The sequence below is a fragment of the Massilia sp. WG5 genome (assembly GCF_001412595.2).
Taxonomy (GTDB): Bacteria; Pseudomonadota; Gammaproteobacteria; order Burkholderiales; family Burkholderiaceae_D; genus Telluria.
On record NZ_CP012640.2, the window covers coordinates 1 to 21,818 of the forward strand.

Annotated in this window: 26 protein-coding genes; all 26 read right to left on the minus strand. The window is 64.9% G+C overall.

The window, feature by feature from the left end; genetic code table 11:
• Positions 1 to 138: 138 nt before the first annotated feature.
• The 26 genes from AM586_RS29040 to AM586_RS00130 all read right to left on the minus strand — a co-directional run bounded on the left by AM586_RS29040 (position 139) and on the right by AM586_RS00130 (position 21,445).
• On the minus strand, positions 139 to 267 hold the full coding sequence (locus AM586_RS29040) for a hypothetical protein (RefSeq protein WP_257791531.1): 129 nt from the start codon (positions 265 to 267) through the stop codon (positions 139 to 141).
• The gene (locus AM586_RS00005; protein WP_047822892.1) at positions 264 to 647 is read right to left on the minus strand and encodes a DUF1353 domain-containing protein; all 384 of its coding nucleotides are present in this window, start codon (positions 645 to 647) and stop codon (positions 264 to 266) included. Before AM586_RS00005 ends, AM586_RS29040 begins: the two co-directional genes overlap by 4 nt.
• Entirely contained in the window at positions 644 to 928 is a 285-nt protein-coding gene (locus tag AM586_RS00010; protein WP_047822894.1) for a hypothetical protein, read from the minus strand. Before AM586_RS00010 ends, AM586_RS00005 begins: the two co-directional genes overlap by 4 nt.
• Positions 925 to 1,290, minus strand: coding sequence for an HNH endonuclease signature motif containing protein (locus AM586_RS00015; RefSeq protein WP_047822895.1), 366 nt, complete (start codon positions 1,288 to 1,290; stop codon positions 925 to 927). The genes AM586_RS00010 and AM586_RS00015 overlap by 4 nt, the downstream gene beginning before the upstream one ends.
• Complete coding sequence (locus AM586_RS00020) at positions 1,287 to 1,757, minus strand: lysozyme (protein ID WP_197416383.1); 471 nt, start codon at positions 1,755 to 1,757, stop codon at positions 1,287 to 1,289. The genes AM586_RS00015 and AM586_RS00020 overlap by 4 nt, the downstream gene beginning before the upstream one ends.
• Entirely contained in the window at positions 1,744 to 2,109 is a 366-nt protein-coding gene (locus AM586_RS00025) for a phage holin family protein (RefSeq protein WP_229411059.1), read from the minus strand. The genes AM586_RS00020 and AM586_RS00025 overlap by 14 nt, the downstream gene beginning before the upstream one ends.
• Positions 2,110 to 2,259: 150 nt before the next feature.
• Positions 2,260 to 4,383 carry a hypothetical protein gene (locus AM586_RS00030; RefSeq protein WP_047822899.1) on the minus strand — a complete coding sequence of 708 codons (2,124 nt, stop codon included), beginning with the start codon at positions 4,381 to 4,383 and terminating at the stop codon, positions 2,260 to 2,262.
• Positions 4,384 to 4,386: 3 nt separating this feature from the next.
• Complete coding sequence (locus AM586_RS27885) at positions 4,387 to 6,150, minus strand: hypothetical protein (RefSeq protein WP_156328103.1); 1,764 nt, start codon at positions 6,148 to 6,150, stop codon at positions 4,387 to 4,389.
• Positions 6,151 to 6,158: 8 nt separating this feature from the next.
• Positions 6,159 to 7,436 carry a hypothetical protein gene (locus AM586_RS00045; RefSeq protein ID WP_156328104.1) on the minus strand — a complete coding sequence of 426 codons (1,278 nt, stop codon included), beginning with the start codon at positions 7,434 to 7,436 and terminating at the stop codon, positions 6,159 to 6,161.
• 56 nt (positions 7,437 to 7,492) lie between these two features.
• A complete protein-coding gene (locus AM586_RS00050) occupies positions 7,493 to 7,762 on the minus strand; it encodes a hypothetical protein (RefSeq protein ID WP_047822904.1) in 270 nt (89 codons plus the stop codon).
• The gene (locus AM586_RS00055; protein WP_047822906.1) at positions 7,763 to 9,325 is read right to left on the minus strand and encodes a hypothetical protein; all 1,563 of its coding nucleotides are present in this window, start codon (positions 9,323 to 9,325) and stop codon (positions 7,763 to 7,765) included.
• 42 nt (positions 9,326 to 9,367) lie between these two features.
• Positions 9,368 to 9,754, minus strand: a complete 387-nt coding sequence (locus AM586_RS00060; RefSeq protein WP_052233333.1) for a hypothetical protein — start codon at positions 9,752 to 9,754, stop codon at positions 9,368 to 9,370.
• A gap of 8 nt (positions 9,755 to 9,762) precedes the next feature.
• On the minus strand, positions 9,763 to 10,893 hold the full coding sequence (locus tag AM586_RS00065; RefSeq protein WP_047822908.1) for a hypothetical protein: 1,131 nt from the start codon (positions 10,891 to 10,893) through the stop codon (positions 9,763 to 9,765).
• A gap of 9 nt (positions 10,894 to 10,902) precedes the next feature.
• Entirely contained in the window at positions 10,903 to 11,517 is a 615-nt protein-coding gene (locus AM586_RS00070; RefSeq protein WP_047822910.1) for a hypothetical protein, read from the minus strand.
• Positions 11,517 to 11,840, minus strand: coding sequence for a hypothetical protein (locus AM586_RS00075; RefSeq protein ID WP_052233334.1), 324 nt, complete (start codon positions 11,838 to 11,840; stop codon positions 11,517 to 11,519). Before AM586_RS00075 ends, AM586_RS00070 begins: the two co-directional genes overlap by 1 nt.
• Positions 11,840 to 12,136: a hypothetical protein gene (locus AM586_RS00080; protein ID WP_047822912.1), complete on the minus strand. Its 297-nt coding sequence runs from the start codon at positions 12,134 to 12,136 to the stop codon at positions 11,840 to 11,842. Before AM586_RS00080 ends, AM586_RS00075 begins: the two co-directional genes overlap by 1 nt.
• Positions 12,137 to 12,197: 61 nt before the next feature.
• Complete coding sequence (locus tag AM586_RS00085; protein ID WP_047822914.1) at positions 12,198 to 13,124, minus strand: DUF5309 domain-containing protein; 927 nt, start codon at positions 13,122 to 13,124, stop codon at positions 12,198 to 12,200.
• 44 nt (positions 13,125 to 13,168) lie between these two features.
• Entirely contained in the window at positions 13,169 to 14,161 is a 993-nt protein-coding gene (locus AM586_RS00090) for a hypothetical protein (protein ID WP_156328105.1), read from the minus strand.
• A gap of 233 nt (positions 14,162 to 14,394) precedes the next feature.
• Complete coding sequence (locus AM586_RS00095) at positions 14,395 to 14,700, minus strand: hypothetical protein (protein WP_047822916.1); 306 nt, start codon at positions 14,698 to 14,700, stop codon at positions 14,395 to 14,397.
• Positions 14,701 to 14,706: 6 nt separating this feature from the next.
• Positions 14,707 to 16,155: a hypothetical protein gene (locus tag AM586_RS27890; RefSeq protein ID WP_156328106.1), complete on the minus strand. Its 1,449-nt coding sequence runs from the start codon at positions 16,153 to 16,155 to the stop codon at positions 14,707 to 14,709.
• Between the two features lie 8 nt (positions 16,156 to 16,163).
• Complete coding sequence (locus AM586_RS00105; protein ID WP_047822919.1) at positions 16,164 to 16,535, minus strand: hypothetical protein; 372 nt, start codon at positions 16,533 to 16,535, stop codon at positions 16,164 to 16,166.
• Positions 16,535 to 16,954 carry a hypothetical protein gene (locus tag AM586_RS00110; RefSeq protein ID WP_047822921.1) on the minus strand — a complete coding sequence of 140 codons (420 nt, stop codon included), beginning with the start codon at positions 16,952 to 16,954 and terminating at the stop codon, positions 16,535 to 16,537. Before AM586_RS00110 ends, AM586_RS00105 begins: the two co-directional genes overlap by 1 nt.
• A complete protein-coding gene (locus AM586_RS00115; RefSeq protein ID WP_047822923.1) occupies positions 16,951 to 17,334 on the minus strand; it encodes a hypothetical protein in 384 nt (127 codons plus the stop codon). The genes AM586_RS00110 and AM586_RS00115 overlap by 4 nt, the downstream gene beginning before the upstream one ends.
• Complete coding sequence (locus AM586_RS00120; protein ID WP_052233336.1) at positions 17,334 to 19,742, minus strand: hypothetical protein; 2,409 nt, start codon at positions 19,740 to 19,742, stop codon at positions 17,334 to 17,336. The genes AM586_RS00115 and AM586_RS00120 overlap by 1 nt, the downstream gene beginning before the upstream one ends.
• A 49-nt stretch (positions 19,743 to 19,791) precedes the next feature.
• The gene (locus AM586_RS00125) at positions 19,792 to 21,045 is read right to left on the minus strand and encodes a PBSX family phage terminase large subunit (protein WP_047822925.1); all 1,254 of its coding nucleotides are present in this window, start codon (positions 21,043 to 21,045) and stop codon (positions 19,792 to 19,794) included.
• Entirely contained in the window at positions 21,035 to 21,445 is a 411-nt protein-coding gene (locus AM586_RS00130) for a ubiquitin carboxyl-hydrolase (RefSeq protein ID WP_156328107.1), read from the minus strand. The genes AM586_RS00125 and AM586_RS00130 overlap by 11 nt, the downstream gene beginning before the upstream one ends.
• Between the last annotated feature and the right edge of the window lie 373 nt (positions 21,446 to 21,818).

The following is a 21,818-nucleotide window of genomic DNA, read 5'->3' on the forward strand; positions in this document are numbered from 1 at the left end:
AAATCCAAGTCATTAAAAATCAAAGACTTGGTATCAATTTTCGTTCCGCAAACGCGTGTTTTACGTCGCCCTGATCGCCCTATGAAAACGGATGACCTCGGGGCGTTTTGCGGAAACGAATTTGTTGTACCCTCCGCCTCATCTCTCCGGTGCTGGCTGAGACGGCGCGACGTCGGGCGCAGGCGCCGGCGGTATGATGACCTTACCGTCGACCACCTGCACCACCAGCACCGCACCCGCCGGCGTGAGCAGGTGGATGTCCATCATGCCGCCTCGGGCGCCGGTGGGTCCCAGTGCGAACCGCCACCCAGCCTTACCCCTGCCCACATCAGCCACCGGCGCCAGGCCGGCACGCCGGTAACCGCCGAGGCCTCGCGCAGCACGGCATCAGCCGTGGCGCGGTCGACCAAGTGCGTGCTGTACAGGTAGTCGTGCACGATCGCCGCCAGGCTCGCCGTGTCGCCGCAGAGGTCATAGACGAGCGGAATGCGCGGCACACTGGCCAGGTCGGTACGGAAGCCGAACGGCACGGTGAAGGTCTGCTTCGCGGCGTCGGACTGGTAGACCACCGGCTGCACAACGATCCATTGCCCGTCGTCCTGGTCGGTGGCCGGCGCGAGTGCACCGCGCTGGAGAAAGGCGCTCAAGACTTTGCCGCCGGCTGGATGGTCGCCGCGTCCAGCAGTTCGGCGCTGGTCTTGTCGCCCGGTGCCAGGCATAGCGAGCGTACGGCCGGTACGATCTCCGGATGGCGCGCGATTGCGGACAGCGGTAGGCCGCACAGCGAGACCTTCTGCGCCTCGATCACGGTGTCGTTCGCCGCGCGCGCGCCGGTGACGGCGACGGAGCCGTAGGCCTGGACGGCCTGCTGCACGCCTGCGCAGCCGGTGAGGGCGAGCAGGACGGCCAGGGTGATGATCTTCTTCATGCATGCTCCTGTTGGGTGGTGGGGCGGGTGGTGAACTTGCGCAGCCAAGCCGCGGCGTCGACGCTCACGTCGGCGTTGAAGCTCTTGAAATTGCCGAGGTGACCGAACCAGAGGTGGCAGTTCACGCCGCCGCGGTTTGCCTCGCACAGGGTGATGAGGTTGGCCGGGTCCAGCTCGAGCTCGGGGTGAAGGTGAAAGGGCCGCTTGTGGTGCACCTCGAGTTTCTCGGCGCCGCCGCACACGGCACAGCAAGGATTGGCGGCCAGATGCTGCGCGCGCACGGCCGGCCACTTCCCGGAGCGGCGCGCGGTCAGCGGGTGCTTGCCTTGGGCCGCGTTCACCAGGTGTTTGACGATGCTCATGCGGCCACCGCCTTCCGGCCGAGGAACATAGCCGCTTCGGCAGCGCGCCGCTTGACCAGGCCCGGCAAGATCACGTCCTTACCGTTCACCTTGGCGTGTACCCAGAGGCGGAACTGGTCGGCAGCCGCGTCCATCCTGCCCTTGTTCAGCAGGATCAAAAGCGTCGAGCTGCCGAATTTTTTCGCGCCCAAGTTGAACACGAAGTCGCACAGGGCGTCGAACTGACCCTGGGTCAGTGGCACCTTCACCAGCGATGCAACGGTGGCGGCTGTGTCTTCGAGGTCCTGCGACAGCCAGATGTCGGCCTGCTGCACCGAGCAGGTGTCGCCGATCTTCACGCCCTTCGTATGGCCCCAGCCGATCGTCGGAACACCGGCCGGGCACAGGTAGGCGATCAAGCGGCGCTGCTCGGACGCGCAGACCAGCGCGCGGCAGGCGGGGGATGGCTTCATGTCAGCGGGCGGCATGGTCTTCCTCCTTCGGGGTCGGGAACTTCATGTCGGCCCAGGCGCCCAGCTTCTCCTCCGCGCGGAACAGCGCACGGCTGCCCATGTGCGACGTGATGCCGACCACGGCCGCAGTCAGGGAAGCGTCCCAGTTCAGCCAGTTGCATGCCTTGAAAGTGAGGATGCCGACAAAAGCCGACGTGGCCAGCTCGCCGATGAACTCGGTGAAGTTCCAGGCGCGCACGTGGCCGGTCTTCAGTTTCTGGATGAACGAGACGAAGCCACCGAGCAGCGACAGGCCGATCACCCACAGCCAGGTAAGCATTTCAGCGAAGTCGTGTGCGCCGCCGGGCGGAGGAGTGGAGGGATTCATGGTGTCCTTTCAGGAAAAGAAAAGGCCACCTCATGGGGTGGCCTATAATTGGGAAAACGACAAGGGGACTACATGCACTACGACCCGATCCAACTGGGCTCCTTCATTGCCTTCATCATCATTGCGTGGTGGAACTCGCGCCGGAGATGATCACCGGTTCCGATCATCCTGCTGGAGCAGGAACGCGGCCGGCGACAGGGCCATGCCCGGCGCGAGCACCGGTACACGCGGCTGCGGCACGGCCAGATTCGACGGTACGTTCAGCGCCTGGCCGGCCTTCATCCCGATGACGATGTTCTGCGCCGCCGGCTGCACCGCGGACCCGAGCATCGGAATCTTCGACAGCAGCGCGCTGTTCGCGATCCGATCCAGCAACATGGCACCCGCAGTACCGGCCGTGTTCGAATTGTTCACAGCCGAGCCGGATGGCTGGAACTGCTCGTAACTCGCCACGCGCCCGATCGCTTTCATCTGGGCAACCTCCTCCGGCTTGAAGAACAGGTTCAGCTTGCGGTCCCCGATGGCCTTCAGTGCAGCGTTGTAGTTCGACTGGCTGAAGTTGCCCACCTCGTCGGCCGCACCACCCAGCGCCTTCTGCTTCAGGTAGCCGGCGATCTGCTGGCGGACCGCATTCATCGCATCCTGACTGCCGCCGATCTGGTTCTTGAGCTGGGCCACGCTCATCACGCTCGCACCATTGCCGCTGCCAACGATGAACTGCTGCACGAACTTGTCAGGCTCAACGCCATCGCGCACCGCCGCCAGCGCGGGCGTGCTCTCGACCGTCTGCATCCAGTTGCGGTTCGCGGCGCGTGCCCGCGTAAAGGCGTCGATCGCATCCTGGCCGAGGCTTGCCACCGGCGCGGCGCCGGCCAGCCCGCCGGGTGCGGCCATCTGATTGCCGCCGAAGGTCGGCGTGGGACCGCCCTGGCCGAGCAGCGGCGTCTCATCAAGCGCCTGCCGTACGAGACCCAGGGCGGTGCGCACGTTGCCGTCGCTGCTGTTGCGCTGCAGCTTGCCGATGCCAGTCTTGAACTGCTCCGCGATGTCGACGTTCAGCGGGATCTGGCCGCTGGCGAAGCCATTCAGCTTGTTCCTGATATCCGGCGTCAGGAAGCTTTCGACGTTGGCGTCGTTCAGCAGGTCGCCCGCACGCTGAGTAAAGGCGTATGGGTCCAGCGGCGCAGCACGCCCGGCAGAGTCGCGCGCCTGCCCGTAGAGGGCATTAATGATGGACTGCTCCTGCGCGTCCCGGCCAGCCAGCGCGCCCATGATCGTCTGCGCCCCGCCGATCTGGTCACCGCCAAGGCCGGCGCCGAGATCGTTCAGGCCATTGATCAGCGCGCGGTTGTTCGCGTTCTGCGTTTGTCCGAGCTGCTGCGCGGCTGGATCCTTGCTGTTGATACCCAGCTTCGCCAGGTTCTTCTGCTGTGACACGATGGCCGGGTCCAGCGTCAGGCCGGCCGCGGTCGGCGTCGCGCCGGTGAGCCGGTAGTCGGCCAGGCGCCGGATTGCCTCAGGGTCGAGCACGCCGCTCGTCTTGTAGGCTGCGGCGACGTCGTTGCGGATCCCGCTGGCCACGTTCGTCGGCAAGTCACCCAGCGTGAGGCCGGATGGCTGCAGCGCGCTGTTGATCGTGACTTCCACCTGCTGCGGCACGCTGGTTTTCGGCGCGACGACGCGGGCGGCAGCACTGGCACCCCGTTGTGCGACACCCATTGCAGCGGGAGCAGCCAGGCCACCCGCAACCGAGGCCAGCATCTGCGCCAAGTCGTTGCCGCCGGTTTCACGGGTGTAGCCGCCAGCGCCTCCGGCGCCAGCTGCCGACACGAGCTGCTGACCAGGGTTCGCGGCCATCACACGGCCTACAGCCTGCGCCGTACCGGTAGCGTTCTTGGCCAGCGCAGCACCGGCACCAACCGGAACCACGGTGCCTGCCATCGTGCGCGCGACGTCGCCGACCACGCGCTCCTGTGCCGTGCGTGGCTGCGGCAGACCGAGCTGGTCGGCCAGCAGCGTGCCGCTGCCAGGCTTTGAGTTGACGCCAACCGCGTTCAGACCGGCACGGATCGGCGAGGCCAGAAAGTCCAGCGCGCCACCGACGCCCTCCAAGCCATAGCGCGCGGTCAGGCCGAGCTGGCGCGGCACATCGGCGATGGCATCGTTCAGCTGCTGGCCGAATGGCTTCGGCTGCGGCGCGGGCGCGTTATCGGGCAAGAGGGTGTACGTACCCTTTACCGGTTGGCCGCTGTCATCGAGCAGGGTGTATCCCATGTGTTATTCCTTTACCCATTTCCCGCCCACCGAGCGATAGATCGTCCCGTTATCGGCGCGCATGCGCTTTCCGTCGAACTGCGCAGCCGGAGGCAGCATGTTGAAGGTCTGGCCAGCCGCCGGCGCCTGCGCGGCTGGTGCGGCACCATGTGCTTTCGCGTCCGGCTGGTACGTGCGCGGGTCGGCCCCGCTGGCGAACTGCTGCTGGGCGCTGTAATAGCCCTGCACGTCGTGGCTCATCTTGAACGGCAGCAGCTTCTGATACATCGCCTGGCGCATCCTCACCTGCCCGGCCACCTCGTCGGCAGCTGCAACGATTGCCTCCGGCTGCATATGGCTGTTCGGGTTGGCCGCCTGAGCCAGCGACTGCAGCGCATCGGAGCCGCCGCCGCTCGCGCCGAGGCGCATGTTGATCGCCAACATATTGGCGTTCTTGTTCAGCAGGTCAGTGGCAGTAGCCAGGTCCTTTTGCTTCTGGAAGCCGCCCAGGGTCAGCAGGCCATTGATATACGCCAGCTTGTCGGCACTGCTGCCGGTGATCGCCTTACCCGAAAGCTGCTTGATGTTGTCGAGCAGGGCGAGGGTCGTCGGCGCCTGCTTGTTAGCCGAGTACAGGTCGTTGAAGTCGCTGTTCATCGTGTCAACGTCGCCGTCGATCGACTTCTGAACGCCTGGTGCGAGCCCTGGGCGAATCACCGACGTATTAGATGTTGAGCCTGGTCGCATCCCGAACTGCTTGGCTGCAGCATCATAAAATGCCTTTTTCTGCGTCGGGCTCATGTGTGTGACATCGAAGCCCGGTTGGCCCGGCATCGGTTCGCGCTGTGCAGGCTGCGGCTGCTGTTGTCCACGTGCGACTGCCAGCTTGTTCGTGTAGACCGGATTTCCATACTCATCGTAGCCGGCAATCGGCTCAGCCTGGTTGGTGCCAGCACGCTCAGCGTAGGCGTTGGCCTGCTCTACTTCGGCTGCGCCCTGCAGCGGCGAAACGCCAACCACCTTGCCGCCTACGATCTGAGGAACGGCGTTCTTCGGGATCATCGGTGCCATGGACACGATCTGACCGCTGGAGTCATACATCGGCGCGCCTGCGCGGCCGGCCACCAGCGGGATGTTGTTCTGCTTGGCCACCTGCTGCTGCATGATCTGGCGCCCGAGGGTTGAATTTGGATCGATGCCGGCCTGCTCGAGCAGCTTGGTAAAGTCCGTCGGCTTAGTGCGGTCGTTAATCCAGCCGCCTATATTTTCCCCATTTTTGAAAGCCAGATCAGCTGCGATTGCCGCCGAAGGGATGCCACCAAAGCCACTGGCACCCGTTGAGCCGGGCGCTCCTGCCGGCCTGGATGTCTGGGCAAAATCTGCCGGGGCAAAGAAACCTGGCGTATTGACCGTACGTCCATCTGTATCAGTACTACCCATCGGCAGGGAAGGTGGGAGCGTTGGGCCGGACGGCGGTGCGTTACCGGCCCCCGCTCCTACCGCCGACCCGCCGCCCATGTTCGCCGCGAGGAAGCTGTTGATCAGGTCATTCTTGCGCGTAGCCTGCGCGACTTGCTGCTGGAGCATCTGCATCTGCATCTGCTCCTTCTGGCGGTCCAGGCCCTGCTGCTGACCAGCCTGGAAGCCGGTATAGCCTGCACCTACGACCTGGCCGAGGCTATGCGGCATCAGCGACGGCCCGGATGCGTTGAGCATCTGCGCTGCCGCGGCCAGCAGACCCTGCTGCTGCGGGTCCGCGCTGGTGAACATATCAAGTAATCCTGGCATGTCAGTCCTCAGAAGGAAAAGTTCATGAAGCCGTTGGTGTTAATCGGGAGCGACTGGCTGCCGATCGTCTTGGCCATGTTGTCGACCGAGCTCGGCACGTTGAACACGGAGGTGCCGCCAGTGGGCCCGCCCAGCAGGCCACCCAGCTGACTGCCCAGCATCGCACCGCCCAGAATATTGCCGGCCGTGTTCTGGTACAGCGGCTGCGACACGTTCCCGGTGGTCTGGTTGGTGGTCGTGCCGGTGCTCGTCCCGCTGCTCGTGCCGTTGTTGGTCGTGGTCGCGCCTGCGCCGAGGAATGGCTGAAGAATGCCCGCACCCATCCCCAAGCGGCTCAGGTCAGAATTGCCGTAGCCTGCGGCCGTGCCCAGCAGACCTTGCTGCAGCTGCACACCATTCGCCATCTTCGAAGCGTTCAGGGCATTCGTCGAGTTTTCCGACCCCATGTTCGCGATGTCGGCCGCCTGGCGCGCCGCGGCGTCCTGCTGGGCGGTGCCATACTGTTGCGCGCTCAGGCCTTGCGCCGCCGACAGCGCGCGGTTCTGGCCATTCTCGTAGGCGCCTGCCAGGGCCGACGAGTTCGCCGCGGTGGTGCCCAGCCCGAACTGCGTGTTCGAATTGTTCAACTGTTTCGTCAGGTCGCTGATCGCCAGGCCCTCGGCTACGCCTTGGCGGCTGCCGCCATATTGGCCGGCCAGAACGCTATTGCTGCGGATGCCCGGCAGGATGTCACGCTGCAGGTTGTTGGTCAGGTCGGTCTGGTTCTGCTGGAACTGGGCACCGGCCAGCGCGTTGCCGGCCTGCAGCGAACTCATCAGCTTCGAGGTGTCACCGCCGGCCAGCAGGCTCTGGAAGGTGGGCGCCAGGTCGATATTGTTCTGGCTCGGCGCGCTGATCTGTGCCGCCTGCATCCTTGGCGTCGTGAACTGGTCGTTCGCCAGCGCGTTGGTCGTTGCATAGCCATTGTTGAGGATCTGGCCCGCGTTCGCGTTCAGGAAGCTGTTGCCGATGCCCGACAGGTTCGAGCCGCCGTTCAGCATGTTGCCCAAGCCGCCGAGTACGCCGCCATTCCCGTTCAGGCCCAGCAGCTGTGCCACGGCTGGATTCAGCGTGTTGCTCGACGTGTTGCTGGTCGTGCTGCTCTGGGTGTTGTTTTGCGTTCCATTCTGCGTGCCGCTCTGGTTCGTTTGCTGGGTTCCGGACTGCGATGAGCCGGAGCCGCCGAGAGCACTGCCGAGTGCGCCGCCGATCGCGCCGCCGATGCCAGGAGCGAAAATGTTGCCCACTACCGAGCCGGCGATGGGGAGGAGCGAGGAGAGAAAGCCCATAGTTTTTTACCCTTTTATCCGAGAAAGTTCCACTTCGTTCCGTCGTAGCGATACAAACCGGCGCCACTGCCGGGGTTCCACTGGGTGCCGTCGGCGTTGCGCAGCATCCCAGCGCGCGGCTTCGCCGGCGGCGCATATACCACCGGCGCAAAGCCGTCCGCAACGGCGTCGATCGCGGCCTTGAGCTTCGCCATCTCCTCGCGCAGGAAGCGCTGGAGCTGCGCGGGATCTGCCGGCGGATCGCCGGGCTGGTAGCTGATCGTGCTGCTGTTTGTCGGCCGCATTTACCATTCCCCCGCGTCTTCAACAAAAACGTCCATGCTGTCCAGGCGCCACGAGAACGCGGTCCCGGTCTCGAACCTGATCGCCAGGTAGCGGCCAGACACGAAGTCGTCGATGCGCATCGTCTTCCCGATCGTGTACGGCACGGCGGCGTTCCAGGTCGGATCGTCGCCGGGACTCTCGGCCCAGCCCAGGCGCACCAGCACGGTGCCGCCCTGGTTGCCGGTAATGCGCGGCAGCAGGCCGGTGATGAGCTTGATGCGCTCGGGCGCATCGAAGTGCAGGCCCCTGCGCTCGAGGTAGGCGTCCGGCAGGGCGCCGTTGAATGATGCCGAGGCGTCCAGCAGGTACAGCTTGTTGTCGGCGCCGCCCATCATCACGCGCGTGCGATCCGGCGTGAAATCTGGCCCGTTCCACGCCGTGAGGTCCGAATCCCAGGGCGCGTTATCCTGCGACCAGTTGCCCGAGAGGCTGTTGTCGACCGGGCCGCAGGCCGCGTGCGTGACGTTCGGCAGGCTGCGGAAGCTGACCGTGTTGTCGACATAGTTGTAGACCAGGGCCGTGTCGCACCAGGTAGCGCCGATGCTCGGGTAGGCGATGCCGATCTCGTTCAGGAAGGGGTTCTTGAAGCAGAACGCCAGCCCCTTCTTGGCGACGTCCAGGCTCTGGAAAAACGACCGGCGCGCCAGCTTGTCGAGCACCGACTTGGCCGTATAGCCGTCGTGGATCACAACGTCGGAGCCGGTCACCGCGAAGTGCATCGTGCCGAAACCGGCTTCGAACTCGACGGCGCAGTTCATGTTCAGCAGGCCCGACATCCCCGAGACCTTGCGGCTCTTCAGGATGAACTGGCCGCCGATGTAGTCGAGCGCCCAGGTGCTGCCTTCCTTGTAGACGATGAAGCTGTCCTTCAGGCCCAGGCCGTCGATGATCGGGTCCTGGCCTTCGGACAGGTCGAACTCGCCGGCGTCCTGCGTCGCGTCGGCTGGATCCCAGGTCGAGGGCAGGGCGCCGGCCACGGCCAGATTCGACCACTTGACCATGAACGGGTAGGGCGTGCCCGTCTTCGTCACGTTCAGGGCGATCATCATGTTCTTGTACTGGCGCAGCACCTTGCAGCTGGTGTTCGCTGGCCAGGCCGTCAGGTCCGCGAACTTCGCCGTAAGGCTCTGGTTCCAGTACATCGGCGCCTTGCCGTCGCCCGCGTTTAGCACCGGCACGCCGCCGAACACGAAACCGCTCCAGGCGTTGACGGTGCCGGCGCGCGCGGTGGCGTGGCTGATGTCGGTGTGCACGCTGGCACCGCTGTTGTTCGTCACCGCGACCTGCTTCGTGGCCGTGGCGTATAGCCAGTAGCGCACGCCGGCCACGTTCACCTGCAGCAGGTACTGCGGCGCCTCGAGAGGTGCGCCGTAGACCTCGCCGTGGCCGAAGAACTGGAGCGCGGCGCCGTCGAGGAAGCGAACGTTTCTCGCGTCCGACCAGGCGCCCAGCGGCAGTTCGTACGCGGGGCGGTCCTTGATGACGCCGACAGCGCCGGCGTTGGGGATGGAGATTTTCGGCATAAAAAAACCGCCCGAAGGCGGCTTGTCGTGGGGTTGAGGTGGTTACAACGTCGCGCCGTATTTCCAGACCTGGTCCAGCTGGTCGCTGGTAAAGCCGAGCGCCGTTGCCATGGCAAGGACCTCCGGATGGTGTCGCTGAAAATCCGACGTGAACTCGTACCAGTCCTTGAGGTCCTGATCGCTGGAGGCTGCGACACCGGCCTCCACCTGCTGGCGGAAGCTGAAGTGGGTCAGCGCCTGGCGGAACTGGCGCGGGGAGATCGATTCCGGAATCGTAGGGGATACGACCGCCAGTACTGGCGCGCCATCCGCCCAGTCGTCGCCGATCTGGCCACCTGCCGAGGCATCGACCAGGCCGGGCATGAAGTCCAGCGAGTCAACCTCAATCGTGTTGATGATCTTGCCGTTTTCGATGATGTGTGCACGCATGACTGTCCTTATACTTCGATGAGCACGATGCCAGAGGCGCCAGTCGTTCCGGTGGTAGCTCCATATACCGAGCCGCCACCTTCGCCCGGCGCAGAGCCGTTAACGCCTGGTGGTGCGCCAGGGGCGAGGAAAGTTCCGCCACCAGTAGCTAAGTTGCCACTGTTCACGGAAAGCGACATGCCAATTCCACCCGGAATGCTGATATCTGCATTTGTCGCAGCGCTTCCCCTGCCATTACCTCCGCCAGGGCCGCCGGGGGCCGTGACGGTAGCGATCCCTGTGCCGCTGAACGAGGTCGTGCCACCTGCGTTTCCAGCGACGCTGGAGGCGCTAGTGACTGCGGTGCCGCCAGCGCCGATCGTCACCGTGTACGACGCACCGATGGTGAGATTTCTTATTGTTACGATGGCGGTCGTGCCGCCGTTGCCACCGGGTGCGATGTTGGGGGATGCGCCGCTACTACCGCCGCCACCGATCAGCGTAAGTCTTGCCGTGTCGCTCGTCGCAACCCAGGAACCAGATGATGTGAACTTCGTCAGCGTAGGCAGGACAGATCGCCATGCCGTCGCGCTGCCGTTTGTGCCCAGCACCTTATTCGCATTGCCGGCCTGTGCCGGGAAGGGTGATGCCCACGATGCGCTCGTACCATCAGTGGTGATGAACTTGCCGGCATTACCTGACTGCTGCGGCAGCCCTGCGTTAAACGCTAGCTGGTCGACGTACTGCTTCGTGACCGACAGGAGGCGAAACTCAGTGCCGTTGTAGTAGGCCGCATAGACATTCCCCGGCACCAGGTCGTTGAGCGCGAGCTCGGCGCCAGCCACGCTGCGCAGTGGCTTGGCGCCCAGACCGCTGATGTTCAGCGTGCTTGCGCCGGTGTTCGCCACGCTCGGCGAGAACACCACGTTCATGCGCAGGCCGTAGGCCGGCAGTGTGTTCTGCGGCGTGACGGTGTACACGTTCGCGGCGCCGCCATCGGTGCCGGTAACCTTGACCGCGCCGGTGTAGCCTGCGAAGTCGTTCAGCAGGGCCTTTTTCAGGTTGCGAATGTGGTCGTCGCCGTCCGACTTCGGGTCGGCTGACAACGGCCATGCCGGGTTCAGGTCGTCAATGTCGGTGACGGTGGGTTCGAGTGGCATTTTGCGTCCTTACGGGGTCCTGGCGTCAGCGCGCACCGCCATGGTGCCGGCGCTGTTCCAGTCGTTTTTATTAAGCGAGTCGAGCGCCGTCCGATACTTGCCTTCCCACGTCTGCAGGCTGGTCGTGTCGCGGATAGCCAGGAAGCCTTCCGACAGCGCCGCAGCAAGATAGACTTCGGGATGCTCGGTAATGAGCCAGTTCACGCCGCCGGCAGCGTCTGCCAGGGCCGGGATCTCGGCGCGGTAAACACACGTCATTGCATAGATGGCATCCGGAATCGGGCCGAGCTTGATCTGGCCGCCCTCGATCGCGTAATGGCGCGGCACCCCGGCCGACTGGTTGGTGTAGCGCGCCTCCAGCGCCTCGGGCGTCATGAAGTCGATCTTCCCGTAGCCGGCGATCGTCAGCGAGCGAATGTTGCTCAAGTCGTCCGGTATCTGCACGGTCGCCACGCCGGCCACGGTCGACAGAGTCGCCGCCACGTTTTGCAGGCGCGCCTCGAGGTCGCTGCTGATCCGCTTCTCGGCCAGCATGATGAAGTCGGGAATATCGGAAGCCAGGTCAGCGCGCCGAAGCCAGCGCGCGACTTTGGCCTGCAGCCAGGTGTAATCGCGGCCCGCCATCACAGCCTCCCCGGCCAGATGCGGAACATCTTGTTGTCCGGATCATTGCAGATGCGCCGGAAGTGCTCCGGATTGCTCATCAGCTCGGCGTAGGAGACGCGGTGCTCGTTCATGTACTTTTCGAGGATCACGTCGGGGATCGTGGCCGCGTGGCGCATCTCGCTCGAGCCGAACTCGCCGGCGTTGTGCAGCGCCTTGGCGCGCTCCGCGATCGGCGTGCAGTCCTGGGTCTGGGCGATGAAGAGCTTGCCGTCAGCCTCGGCGAAGCTGGTGCGCAGGGTGCCGTCGCGGCGCGCCAGGCGGGCAGCGAGTACGGGATTCATCAGCAGTCCTCCAGCGGGACGATGTTGACGGTGCCGGCGGCAGTGTCCTGGATCGCGGCGATGTGCGTGATGCCGCGCGGGACCACCAGATTGACCGAGTCGGCCGGCTGCACCATCAGGTCGGCGGCAACAGCGGTCACGGTCGACGTGCCCATCTTGATGTGCGCGGCCGCGGTGGCGATCACGCGGATGTAGCGGGGGATTTCGCCGCTTTGTGCCGGCGGGATGGGAACACGGGCGGAAGTGCCGCTCGTGGCGATGTTCGCGCCAGTGGTGGTAATGGTCAGGGAATCCATGGGCACTCCTATTGAGGAAGGAAAAACCGGGGCCAGAGCCCCGGCTGCTCAGAAGGAGCGATTACAGGATGTCGACGACGGCGCCGTTGGCGGCCGGGTTCTTCGCTTCCAGGGCGTACTCGACCACGATCTGCTTGCGGGTCGAGTCACCGGTCTTGGCCAGGTCCACGGTCTTGAACGGACGCAGGTAGGCCACGGCCCACATATCCGGCTGCAGGACCGCCACATCGCGCGCGCGCATGCGGCGGTTCGGGACGGCCTTCAGCTCGCCGAAGTCGGACACGTAGACGTCGGTCGCGGCGATCACCTTCTTGTCCTCGGCCTTGTCGAAGCGCGAGGCGTTGCCGGTGAAGGTCGAGAAGGTCTGCTTGGCCAGCGGCGGCAGCATCAGGACGCTCGGGTTGCCGCCGGCGGTGTAGACCTTCTGCAGCACGTTTTTCAGGCGCGCTTCGGTGTAGGCGGCCTGGGTGCCGTCGGTCTGCGCGACGTTGGTCTGGTAGTTCGGCGCCACGTAGCCGACGCCGGCATCGACGTTGTCGCCCAGCCAGCCGACCAGGCCGCGGGTCTGGCGGCTCGCGCCGGTGACGGCGACGCTGTTCTGGGTCAGGCCAACTTCCATGTCGTTGCGCAGCTCCAGCGACTTCAGCATCATCTGGTAGCCCATCTCGGACTTGCGGCCGGCCGACAGGGTCGCTTCCTGGGTGCCCGACACGCCGACGGTCTTGGTCGAGATCTGGGTCGAGTTGTTCAGGCGTACGGTCGGGGTGACGGTGGCATTGGTCGCGTCGTCGCCCTCGGCCGCCACGTTGTTGCCCGGCGCCGCCAGAGCCTGGGTCTGCCATTCGTGCTTCGTGCTGGTCGCTTTACCCTTGCCGATCATCGACATGAACGGGGTGTCGGTCGGGGTGATGCGGTAGATCATGTCCATGAGGTCTTCACGGTTGCCGACGGCTGCGGTCGACGAGTAGGTATTGGTTGGTGCGGTCATGCTTTTCTCCTATCGCCTCACGGCGTATGAGTGGATGGGGTGGTTTAGCCGAACATCTCGGCAAATGCTGCTGCAGCATCGTCGCGCGAGCCGGTCTGCTCGAAGCGGCGCACCGCGGTGGAACGGCCTTCGGTCTGCACCGGCACGCCAGTACGTGCAACCTTCGGCGGCGCCGCGGCTACCTTCGACTGCGTGTTCTGGGCGCGCGCCATCAGCGCGTCGTAGAGCATGGCTTTGCGAGCCAGCAGGACGCCGCGGTGATCGTTGAACTGCATTTCCTCGGGCTTGAAGCCCTGGTCGGCCAGGAACTTCTGGATCTTCGCCGCTTCGGCTTCAGCCTTCGCCGGGTCCTTCCATTCGGGCAGCTTGTCAAGCAGGGCTTGGTGCTGCGCCTCCATGTGGGACTTCAGGTTGGCCGCCTGTTCCTGCTGGCGTTGACCGTTGATCTGCTGCAGTTCCTGGTGGGCCTGCTGAAGCTGCGCTTGTCGCGTCTCCGCGGTGCGCTGAATCATCATGTAGCCGTGCGGGTCCGATTGCAGCAGTTCGTCCGTGAGCTGGGCGCGCAGGCTGCTCACTTCATAGTTGGCCTGCCCGACGAGGCCTTCCAGCTTCGTCGCGTATTCGTCGCGCTGGGCGCGCGCCTGGGCCACTTCGGCATCGACCGCCTTACGCTGCTCGGCCACTTCCGCAGTCTTGCGGCTGTAGTCGGCCTGGCGCATGCCGTTCTTGACGTGCTCGGCCATCTCGGCGGCGGTCAGCTCGATCGGCTTGCCGTCCACCTCGACGGTGAATTTCTGCGGCTGATCGGTTTGGGCGGTGTCGGCCGGCTTCGCGGCGGCCTGTTCGGGCTGCTCCGCAGCCTTGGCCGCGTCTTCGGCCGCCAGGCGCGCGGCGGCATCTTCCTGCGATTCTTCGCTGGCCTGCGCGGCCTGCTGCTGGTCGTCGTCGCCGTCGGCGCTGCCTTCGAAGTGTGCGGCGAATGCGTCGAGCATCGAATCGCTGCCGCCGGCCGAGCCTTCGCTTTCGAACGGTGCCATGACGCGCGGCCGCTTCCAGTATTTCGGGTGCATATGTTGCCTTTCTGGGTTCCGTTGCCGGATTGTCCAAAGGGTGGGTTAGAGGGTGACGATGTCGCCCGTGGTGATCTGGTAGCCGGCCGGGCCGGTCTCGACATGCGCGTGCACGCCGTTGGCCAGGTGGAGCAGGGTTTCTTCGGGTGCCGGGTGGAAGACGCGGGTGACGATGCGCTCGTCGGCGCGCGCGGCCGCGATCAGGTCATGCCAGCCAGGTTCAGGCCTTGCCGGCGCTCCTCCGCTAGCATCCGCTCCTGGTGCTCCAGCTCCACCTTCGCCAGCTTCCCGTCTGTCATTGCCGTTTCCAGCGTCGAGCGGAGTTTGTGCAGCAGTTTTACCGTCTTCCAGAGGCTTTCCCGCCCCTCGACGTCTCGTGCTGGTGCGTTGATCCATGCTTCGATGTGCTCCTGTTCGATGTCGGCGAACGCCCGGTCGAACGCCTCGTTTTCCAAGACCAGCCGGGCCTGGTCGCCTTGATATGTCCGTTGTTCCAGCGTGCTCATATGCTCCTATTCGGCCGCCATCAGCAGCCAGTCGTCTTCCTCTTCCTCGCGCAGCCGTTCCAGCAGCACGAGCAGGGCTTCGTATCGCTTCTGCGCCATCAGCTGCTGGTATTCGGCCTCCGCGTGCTGGCGCGCGGCCAGGGCGCGAATCTCGGCCAGGTCAACGCGCTGCTCGGGTACGGGCGCAGGCTTCGGCTGCATCGGCGCCGCCGGCACCTGCTTGACCTGCTTCTTGGTCGGGTACCGCTTCGCCGGCGGGTCGTCGTCGGCCTGCAGGAACGCCTTCGCCACCTCGGGGTCGGAGAAGGTGTAGAGCTGCTCGCCCCTGCGCACCACGTACTTGCGCGCCGGCTTACTCGATCCGTAGCCTGGCGCGCCGTTGGTGGCCGCGGCCATGAATGCTGCGAAGGCGTCGTCCTGCTCGGTCCAGCCGAGAGAGCCGGCCACGTTCACCGGCTGCTGCGTCGCGACGGTGCCAGCGAGGGCTATGACGTCGTCGGCTTCGATCCACCAGAGCGCGTCCGAGTCGGATACGACGCTGACGGCCGCATGCACATCGTCACCCTCCGTCCAGCTGGCGGCGGCGCGGTTGACGACGGCCGCCGCGATCGCGTGCGCATCGTCGGCTTCGGCCCATCCCTCGGTAGCGCTATCCGTGATGACGTCGGTAATGGATGCGACGTCGTCGGCCTCGGTCCAGGCGAGCGTCGCTGTGTTGCCTGTCTGTGCCACTGAGACAGGCTCATCATCCTCGTATGGGTCGGCGAATACCTGCCACGGATTCGCCGATAGGGCCGCGACTTCGCCAGCTGTCAGCGCGCGCTTGAACAATAGGCCCAGCGAGGGCCGGTTCTGTGTTTGCCCATTCGTCCCGTTGATCGCGCCGAATCGAACCCGGCGGGCATTGCTGGGGTCGTACTGCGGCGTGCTGGGGGTATAGGCCCCCGACCCGTTCAGGACGCCGTCTACGTAAGCTTTGGCGTTACTACCGTCGGCAGTTAGCACGATGACGCGAGACACGTCGGTCACGGAAATATTTGTACCCAGGCTACTTGCCGACAGCACGAGGGAGCCAACGGCCGCATATAGGCCGTTGGCCGACGCGCCGCCGTGCAAGCCAACGGCCCATGTCGGCGTGGCGGATCCGTTGCCCCGGTAGAACGCAGGCGCCACGGCGCTTTTTGCGTTCTGGACAACAACCGTTAGCGCGGTCAGAGTCTGAATGTCGTACTTAGCCCAGGGATCGGACGCACTGGCCGGGGCGGGCAGTTCCAAAGCGCCGTTTGAAATGGTCAAGCCGACCGGTCGGCCGGCAACTGCTGCGGTCCCGGATTGCGTTATTGGCGCGCCGTCAACAAGATTGACCGTTGATCCCGGCAAAACCGCGACCAGCAAATCCTTGACGAAAGGATTGCTCGGGTTTAGCCGCTGTAGCCCCTGTGGCTGGTAGCGCATGCCTGCCATTACAGGGCCGTCACGGCTTGCAAGTTGGTCTCGGCCGTGACGCCGTTCGTCGTATTGCCGTAGGCGATGGCGCGCGCGTACATGACGCCTCGGTCCAGTTGGACCGAACCGCTGTTGACGCTGCTGGCGGTCGTGTCGCCCGCCACGGTGAAGTAGTCGTACCAGTTCGCGCCGTCATGCGATACCTGAAAGGTCAGCGACAGAGCGACGCCCGGCGCGCTGGCGCCGTTCGTGATTTTCCAGGTCAGCTCTCCGCCGTAGTAGCTGCGGCAGTCGATTGCGCCGCCGGTCAGCCCCGGCGCGGTTTTGCTCGTTCCGGCCGGCGACAGGGCGGAAGCCAGGATTACGACGGGAGTTTTCGTGATGGCCATTATTTTTCGGTTCCGTCAGGGTTGAACATTTCGTCGGCGACGTCCAGCCGCGTCACGATCAGCGGGCGCAGCGCCAGGGCGAGCAGCTCGTCGCGCTGGCCGGCAGTCAGCACGCCGGCGGCGACCAGGCGATCGAGGTCTGGCCGCGCGTTCGGGTGCCCGACGTCGAAACCCGAGTCCTTGCGCAGGAAATTGACCGACTCGTCGACGATCGGATCGGCTGGCGCGGCGGTGCGCAGCGCGACGACGATTTCGTGCCCGCTCGGACACTCGGCCAGGATGGTCCGCATCGTCACGTAGCGTTCGCCGGCCACGGTCAGGCCCTCGGCATTCAGCGCAGCGGCCAGGCCGTCGAGGTCGCGCGCCACACGCAGCGGGTCGAGGTCCGCGCGCGCCAGGATGCGGTCGCGGATCGTCATGCGTTGCCCCGCGTGATGGTCCAGCCGGTGACGGAAACCTGCAGGCCCGAGGTGATGCTGGCCGTGTTCAGCGTCATCTCCGAGCCCACCGAGCCGTCGAAGCAGTGCGTGGCGCCGTCGGCTTTCACCACGCGGAACCAGGTTGCAGTGCCGGTGGCGCCCGCATTCACGGCAGCCGGCAGGTTCGGCGACAGCACGCCAGCAGCAGCCGCGGGCGCGAACGGTGCACCCAGGGTCAGCTCGGCCAGCAGGTTCGTGACGCCGCCACCGGTTGCCGGGCGCGCACCGTCGTAGATGCGCAGCTTTGCGCCGGCGCCGACGAACGAGGTGATCGCGTCGAGTTGTGCATTGCGCAGCAGCGCGTTATAGCCAGCGGCCATCAGTTCTCTCCTTGCTCTTGCGGGTCAACCTTGACCGCGTACTTGGTGCCGTCCGGATTGCGGACGATGTGGGTTTGCATGCGGTTGGACCGCTCGATCTTCTCGTGCAGCGCCGCCAGGTGCTCCATGATCAGCGCCACCAGGGCTTCGGCCTGCTGCCCATCTGGCCCGGCCGCGCCGGCGGAGCCGGCCTGGATCTCGGCCACCGCAATCTTGGTGGCGTTGTCCTGGTCGATCTCGTACTGCTTGAGCGCGTTGTCGCGAGCGTGCTGGCTGTCGGCGTATTGCTGCTCCAGGGCCTTGAGCTGCGCCTGGTACTCGAGGTCGCGCGCGTGCTGCTCGGTCTCGGCCTGCTGGCGGTTCACGTCGATGCGCATCTGCGCTTCCGCTTCCACCTGGGCCTTGTACTGGGCGTTCTGCGCGTCCATCTGCGCCTGCTGCGCCTTCAGGGCCATCTCGCGCTGGTGCGCCTGGTCGTCCAGCTGCGCCTTGAGCACGGCCGGATCCTGCTGCGGTGGACGTGGCGGCATGTTCTGCGGGTTCGTGAAGAACTCGTCGCCGTTCTTGAAGCCGAGCGCGTTGGCCAGCTTCTGGTCGGCGTTGTACAGGTTCTGCGGCGTCGCGTGGCCGGTCTGCAGGGCCATGGCCTGCGCCTGCTTCAGGGCCATCAGGTGGCTGATGAGCTGGTCCTTGTTGCCGGTCCCCAGGCCGACGTTGATGTTCAGCGAGAAGCCGGTATGCCATTCGCGCGGGTCGATGTTCACCCACTGGCCGGACAGCTTCACCATCTGCGCCTTCTTCTGGTAGCGCTGCACCAGCTTGAAGATCATCAGGCCCAGCTCCGTGAAGCCTGTTTCAGCCATGTAGCGGCTGATCGACTCCACGCGCGAGTCGGCGCGGTTGGTGATGATGTTGGCCTGCGTGGCGGTGTTCGACAGCTGCAGGCCGTTGCCGCCCTGGGTCTGGCGCGACCAGCCGGTGGACTCCTCGGCGTCGAGCTCGACCGCCTCCAGCATCTGCATGGTGCCCGCGATGTCGCCGGCGCCCTGGTCGAGGCGGCCGACGGCATTCGGGTTCTTGATCCGCACCACGCCGCCCGGGCGCGCGTTCAGCAGGTCGTCCAGATTCACCTGGCCCTCGACGGCGAAGTAGCGGCCGTTGACCTGCAGGTACTGGTTGTCCAGCGCCGCGCGCTTCAGGCTCGTCTTGATCTTCTGCGGCTCGATCGCCAGGTCGGCCGGGCACATGCCGTAGAAGACGTGCGGCAGCGGGATCGAGCCCAGGGCCACGAAGGGCGGCGCATCGAACTCGTCGTTCGCCAGCAGCACGGTGCCGCACTTGACGACCTTGCGCCACTCGAGCAGGCCGTCGCCGTCGTAGTCGCACTGCATGTAGGCTTCGACCACCCACACCGTGCGCTGCGCCGGATCGACGCTGCTTTCGTTCATGTCCTGGGCGTAGGCATCGTAATCGACGTAATCAAGGCGCTCGACGCGCTCCTGGCTGAACTGCGCGCCGGCGTCGTCGCTCGGCAGCGGGTCCGGCAGCGTGTAGCCGTCGGCCTTCAGCTCGGCGATGGTCTTCTTGAAGCGGTGCGCGGTGAAGGGCGATTCGGGAATCGACTTCGCGCGCTTCGAGATCAGGAATTCTTCCGGCGGCACGTTCTCGATGCGCACGCGCCCGCCGGACTTGGTTCGCTTGACGCTGATGTCGTAGAGCATCGGCGCCGGCTGGGCTGCGGCCTGCTCATACTGCGCCTGGGCGGCCTGCAGCTGCTGCGCCGCCTGCGGGTTGGCCTGGGCTGCCTGCGCCATCTGGGCAAGTTGGCCCTGCATCTGCTGCAGCGCGGCCTGTTGTTGCTTCGCCGCGTCCTCGTCCGGATAGGACTTCTGGTCGATGATCTCCAGTTCGGTGTCGTCCAGCAGCAGAGTGACCTGCTCGATGGTCTGGCCGGTGTAATCCTCGCGCGACTCGATATCGCTCGGGTCCCACCACACCTTGACGATGCCGACCTTCTGCATCAGGGCTTCGCGGATCCAGGTCGCCGTGATCGTGTAGCCAGGGTTCACGCGGCGGAACACGTGGTTGACGTATTCCGAGATCAGTTTCGCTTTCGGAGCGTCCTCGGGCCGGCTCTCCTCGAATTCGAAGATGTTGTCCGAGCCGTAAAAGGTCTTGAGCAGCGGCCCCTCCATGCCGAGGACCGTATTGCGCACGGTGGTGTCGACGACCTTGGAGCGGCCTTCGATCGCCGGCGGCGCCAATTCCTCCTTGGGCTCGGCCAGGAAGAAATACTCGGCGCGGCGGCGCTGCTGTTCGAGCTTGCCCGAGCCGTAGCCGTACGACTGGCGCAGTTCGGTGTCGATCAGCACGCGCAGCTGGTCATCGGTGAGAGGGGTCTTTGCCATAAGGGATGGGGGCGTCTCACGACGTTGCCCATGTTCGGTTAATCAAAAATCATGCATAGCCGAGGGTCGGGTACGCCAGCTTGCCGCCCCAATCCTCGTTGCTCATCGCCTCGGCGTTGATCGCGATGTAGCGCAGATTGTCGGCGCCGTGCGACCACTCGTCGTGCAGTGGTGCGCCGGCCTCCTGCGTCTGCTTGTTGATGTTGCGGCGGTAACGCTTCGCGCACTGCACCAGGCGCGCCGCTTTCGTCTTGTCGAAGTAGATGCGAGGGAAGGCCATGCGCGTGAGCCGGATACCATCCTCGACGCTCATGTTCGGCGTGATTGCGACGGTCCAGCCCAGGGCCTGCATAATCTCCTCGGCGCTCTTGCCGGTCTTGAAGTCCTTGTGCCGGCCGTCGTGCGGCAGGAACAGCGTGCCCCAGTTCAGGTTCCTCGCCTTCAGCAGCGCCGAGTAGTGGTCGAGCGTCTTGTGGCTGTCCTCGATGTTCTCGATGACGCGCAACTCGGACGCGTGCTTCTGCACCAGGCTGATCGACATCGCATCGTTCCAGCCCAGGTCGAAGATCACGTGCACCTTCAGCAGCGGGTCGTACGGCACGTTGCAGATGCGCTTTTCCTCGGTGGCCTTGGTGACCTCGTCGTAGTAGATCGCGCCGGTGACGGCCGGCTTGCACTTGCCCTCCCAGATGTTCAGGTATTCAGCCTCGGGCAGCGTAGCCTTGGCGTGCAGCCGTTCCTTCTCCAGCACGTCGGGGAACCATGGGTTGTCCATGTAGTTCATGTCGACGATGATCGCGTCCTCGGGCTGGTTCGTGATGAATCGGTCGTAGGTCTCGTCGGTGTCCAGCTCCGGATTGAAGGTCAGCCAGATTTCGGAGCCAGGCTTACGGATGGTCGGGATCAGCACCGCCCACGAGCGCTTGCTCACCGACTGCGCTTCCTCGACCCAGACGATGTCGCAGCCTTCGAAGGATTTGATCGAGTCAACGGTCTGCTCGGACAGGCCGGAGAAGCTGAACTCTGTGCCGTTGGCGCCGCGGATCTCGGTTTCCAGCACGCGGTAGAACTTGGACAGGCCCAGGGCCTCGATCTGGTCCTTGAGCAGCTTGTGCACCGACTGCTTGATCGACTTCTGCACCTCGCGCGTGCACAGGATGCGCAGCTTCGTGGTCGAGCCTAGGATCAACAGGGCCTTCGCCGCGCTCCATGACTTGCCGCTGCCCCGGCCTCCCTTGGCGCCCTTGTAGCGCGCCTTCTTCGTCAGCAGGAACTGGAGCTTTTCGGGGAAGTCAACGTTCATCGCCGGGCTTCACGAAGTTGATCGACCAATTCATGTTCACCGGGTTGTTGTCCTGGCCGCCGTGGTTGACATCGACCTTATCCCCGAACTCCTTCGGCTTCAGGCGCTGGGCCACCTTGATGCGCGTGTCGATGCGCAGCTTCGCTTTCTGGATTTCTTCGCTCGACAGGCCAGCTTTGTCGGCGATCTCGGTGCATTCCTCGATGCCGCAGTACAGCTGCTCCAGCTTGGCGGCCTCGTACATCGTCGCGAATTCGGGGATGTCGGCCTTCCAGCGGAACACGGTGGCCTTGCTTGGCATGCCCTTGCGCTTGCAGATCGTCGCGATGCTGTCGGTGGTGGAAGCCATGGCGGCGCAGAACGCGGCGCCCAGCTCCGGCGTGTAGGTGTGCGCGGTCATGGCATTGGAATAAAAAATGCCCGGCACGCGGCCGGGCGAAAGCTCAAAGGCTGGCAGCACATCGAGCAGGAGACACGTTACAGCGGCTTAGGAAGCCGCGAGGGCGAGCATCGCAGCGCGGGTGCGCTCGATCTCGACCAGGATCATCAGCCAGCAGCGCTCTGCCTCGACGGTGATGGACATGCTGGCCTTTCGCATAAAAAGCCCGCGCGAGGCGGGAACACTCATCGGCGAGCCGTTAAACCGATGGGCGGAGAGAGCTGGTGCCGCTGCTGTTCCCGGCTGGTCAGGCGCTGCCAAAGCAAAAAGCCCCGCGTCATCGCTGACCGGGGCTTCGGATTCGTCCGTTCACGCCGCGGGCTGCCATCAGGCA

Excerpts from the sequence above, each read along its gene's own strand:
- AM586_RS29040 (WP_257791531.1), bottom strand. The coding sequence starts at position 267 with ATGATGGACATCCACCTGCTCACGCCGGCGGGTGCGGTGCTGGTGGTG.
- AM586_RS00010 (WP_047822894.1), bottom strand. The coding sequence starts at position 928 with ATGAAGAAGATCATCACCCTGGCCGTCCTGCTCGCCCTCACCGGCTGC.
- AM586_RS00015 (WP_047822895.1), bottom strand. The coding sequence starts at position 1,290 with ATGAGCATCGTCAAACACCTGGTGAACGCGGCCCAAGGCAAGCACCCG.
- AM586_RS00020 (WP_197416383.1), bottom strand. The coding sequence starts at position 1,757 with ATGCCGCCCGCTGACATGAAGCCATCCCCCGCCTGCCGCGCGCTGGTC.
- AM586_RS00025 (WP_229411059.1), bottom strand. The coding sequence starts at position 2,109 with ATGAATCCCTCCACTCCTCCGCCCGGCGGCGCACACGACTTCGCTGAA.
- AM586_RS00030 (WP_047822899.1), bottom strand. The coding sequence starts at position 4,383 with ATGGGATACACCCTGCTCGATGACAGCGGCCAACCGGTAAAGGGTACG.
- AM586_RS27885 (WP_156328103.1), bottom strand. The coding sequence starts at position 6,150 with ATGCCAGGATTACTTGATATGTTCACCAGCGCGGACCCGCAGCAGCAG.
- AM586_RS00050 (WP_047822904.1), bottom strand. The coding sequence starts at position 7,762 with ATGCGGCCGACAAACAGCAGCACGATCAGCTACCAGCCCGGCGATCCG.
- AM586_RS00055 (WP_047822906.1), bottom strand. The coding sequence starts at position 9,325 with ATGCCGAAAATCTCCATCCCCAACGCCGGCGCTGTCGGCGTCATCAAG.
- AM586_RS00060 (WP_052233333.1), bottom strand. The coding sequence starts at position 9,754 with ATGCGTGCACACATCATCGAAAACGGCAAGATCATCAACACGATTGAG.
- AM586_RS00065 (WP_047822908.1), bottom strand. The coding sequence starts at position 10,893 with ATGCCACTCGAACCCACCGTCACCGACATTGACGACCTGAACCCGGCA.
- AM586_RS00070 (WP_047822910.1), bottom strand. The coding sequence starts at position 11,517 with ATGGCGGGCCGCGATTACACCTGGCTGCAGGCCAAAGTCGCGCGCTGG.
- AM586_RS00075 (WP_052233334.1), bottom strand. The coding sequence starts at position 11,840 with ATGAATCCCGTACTCGCTGCCCGCCTGGCGCGCCGCGACGGCACCCTG.
- AM586_RS00080 (WP_047822912.1), bottom strand. The coding sequence starts at position 12,136 with ATGGATTCCCTGACCATTACCACCACTGGCGCGAACATCGCCACGAGC.
- AM586_RS00085 (WP_047822914.1), bottom strand. The coding sequence starts at position 13,124 with ATGACCGCACCAACCAATACCTACTCGTCGACCGCAGCCGTCGGCAAC.
- AM586_RS00090 (WP_156328105.1), bottom strand. The coding sequence starts at position 14,161 with ATGGCACCGTTCGAAAGCGAAGGCTCGGCCGGCGGCAGCGATTCGATG.
- AM586_RS00095 (WP_047822916.1), bottom strand. The coding sequence starts at position 14,700 with ATGAGCACGCTGGAACAACGGACATATCAAGGCGACCAGGCCCGGCTG.
- AM586_RS27890 (WP_156328106.1), bottom strand. The coding sequence starts at position 16,155 with ATGCGCTACCAGCCACAGGGGCTACAGCGGCTAAACCCGAGCAATCCT.
- AM586_RS00105 (WP_047822919.1), bottom strand. The coding sequence starts at position 16,535 with ATGGCCATCACGAAAACTCCCGTCGTAATCCTGGCTTCCGCCCTGTCG.
- AM586_RS00110 (WP_047822921.1), bottom strand. The coding sequence starts at position 16,954 with ATGACGATCCGCGACCGCATCCTGGCGCGCGCGGACCTCGACCCGCTG.
- AM586_RS00115 (WP_047822923.1), bottom strand. The coding sequence starts at position 17,334 with ATGGCCGCTGGCTATAACGCGCTGCTGCGCAATGCACAACTCGACGCG.
- AM586_RS00120 (WP_052233336.1), bottom strand. The coding sequence starts at position 19,742 with ATGGCAAAGACCCCTCTCACCGATGACCAGCTGCGCGTGCTGATCGAC.
- AM586_RS00125 (WP_047822925.1), bottom strand. The coding sequence starts at position 21,045 with ATGAACGTTGACTTCCCCGAAAAGCTCCAGTTCCTGCTGACGAAGAAG.
- AM586_RS00130 (WP_156328107.1), bottom strand. The coding sequence starts at position 21,445 with ATGACCGCGCACACCTACACGCCGGAGCTGGGCGCCGCGTTCTGCGCC.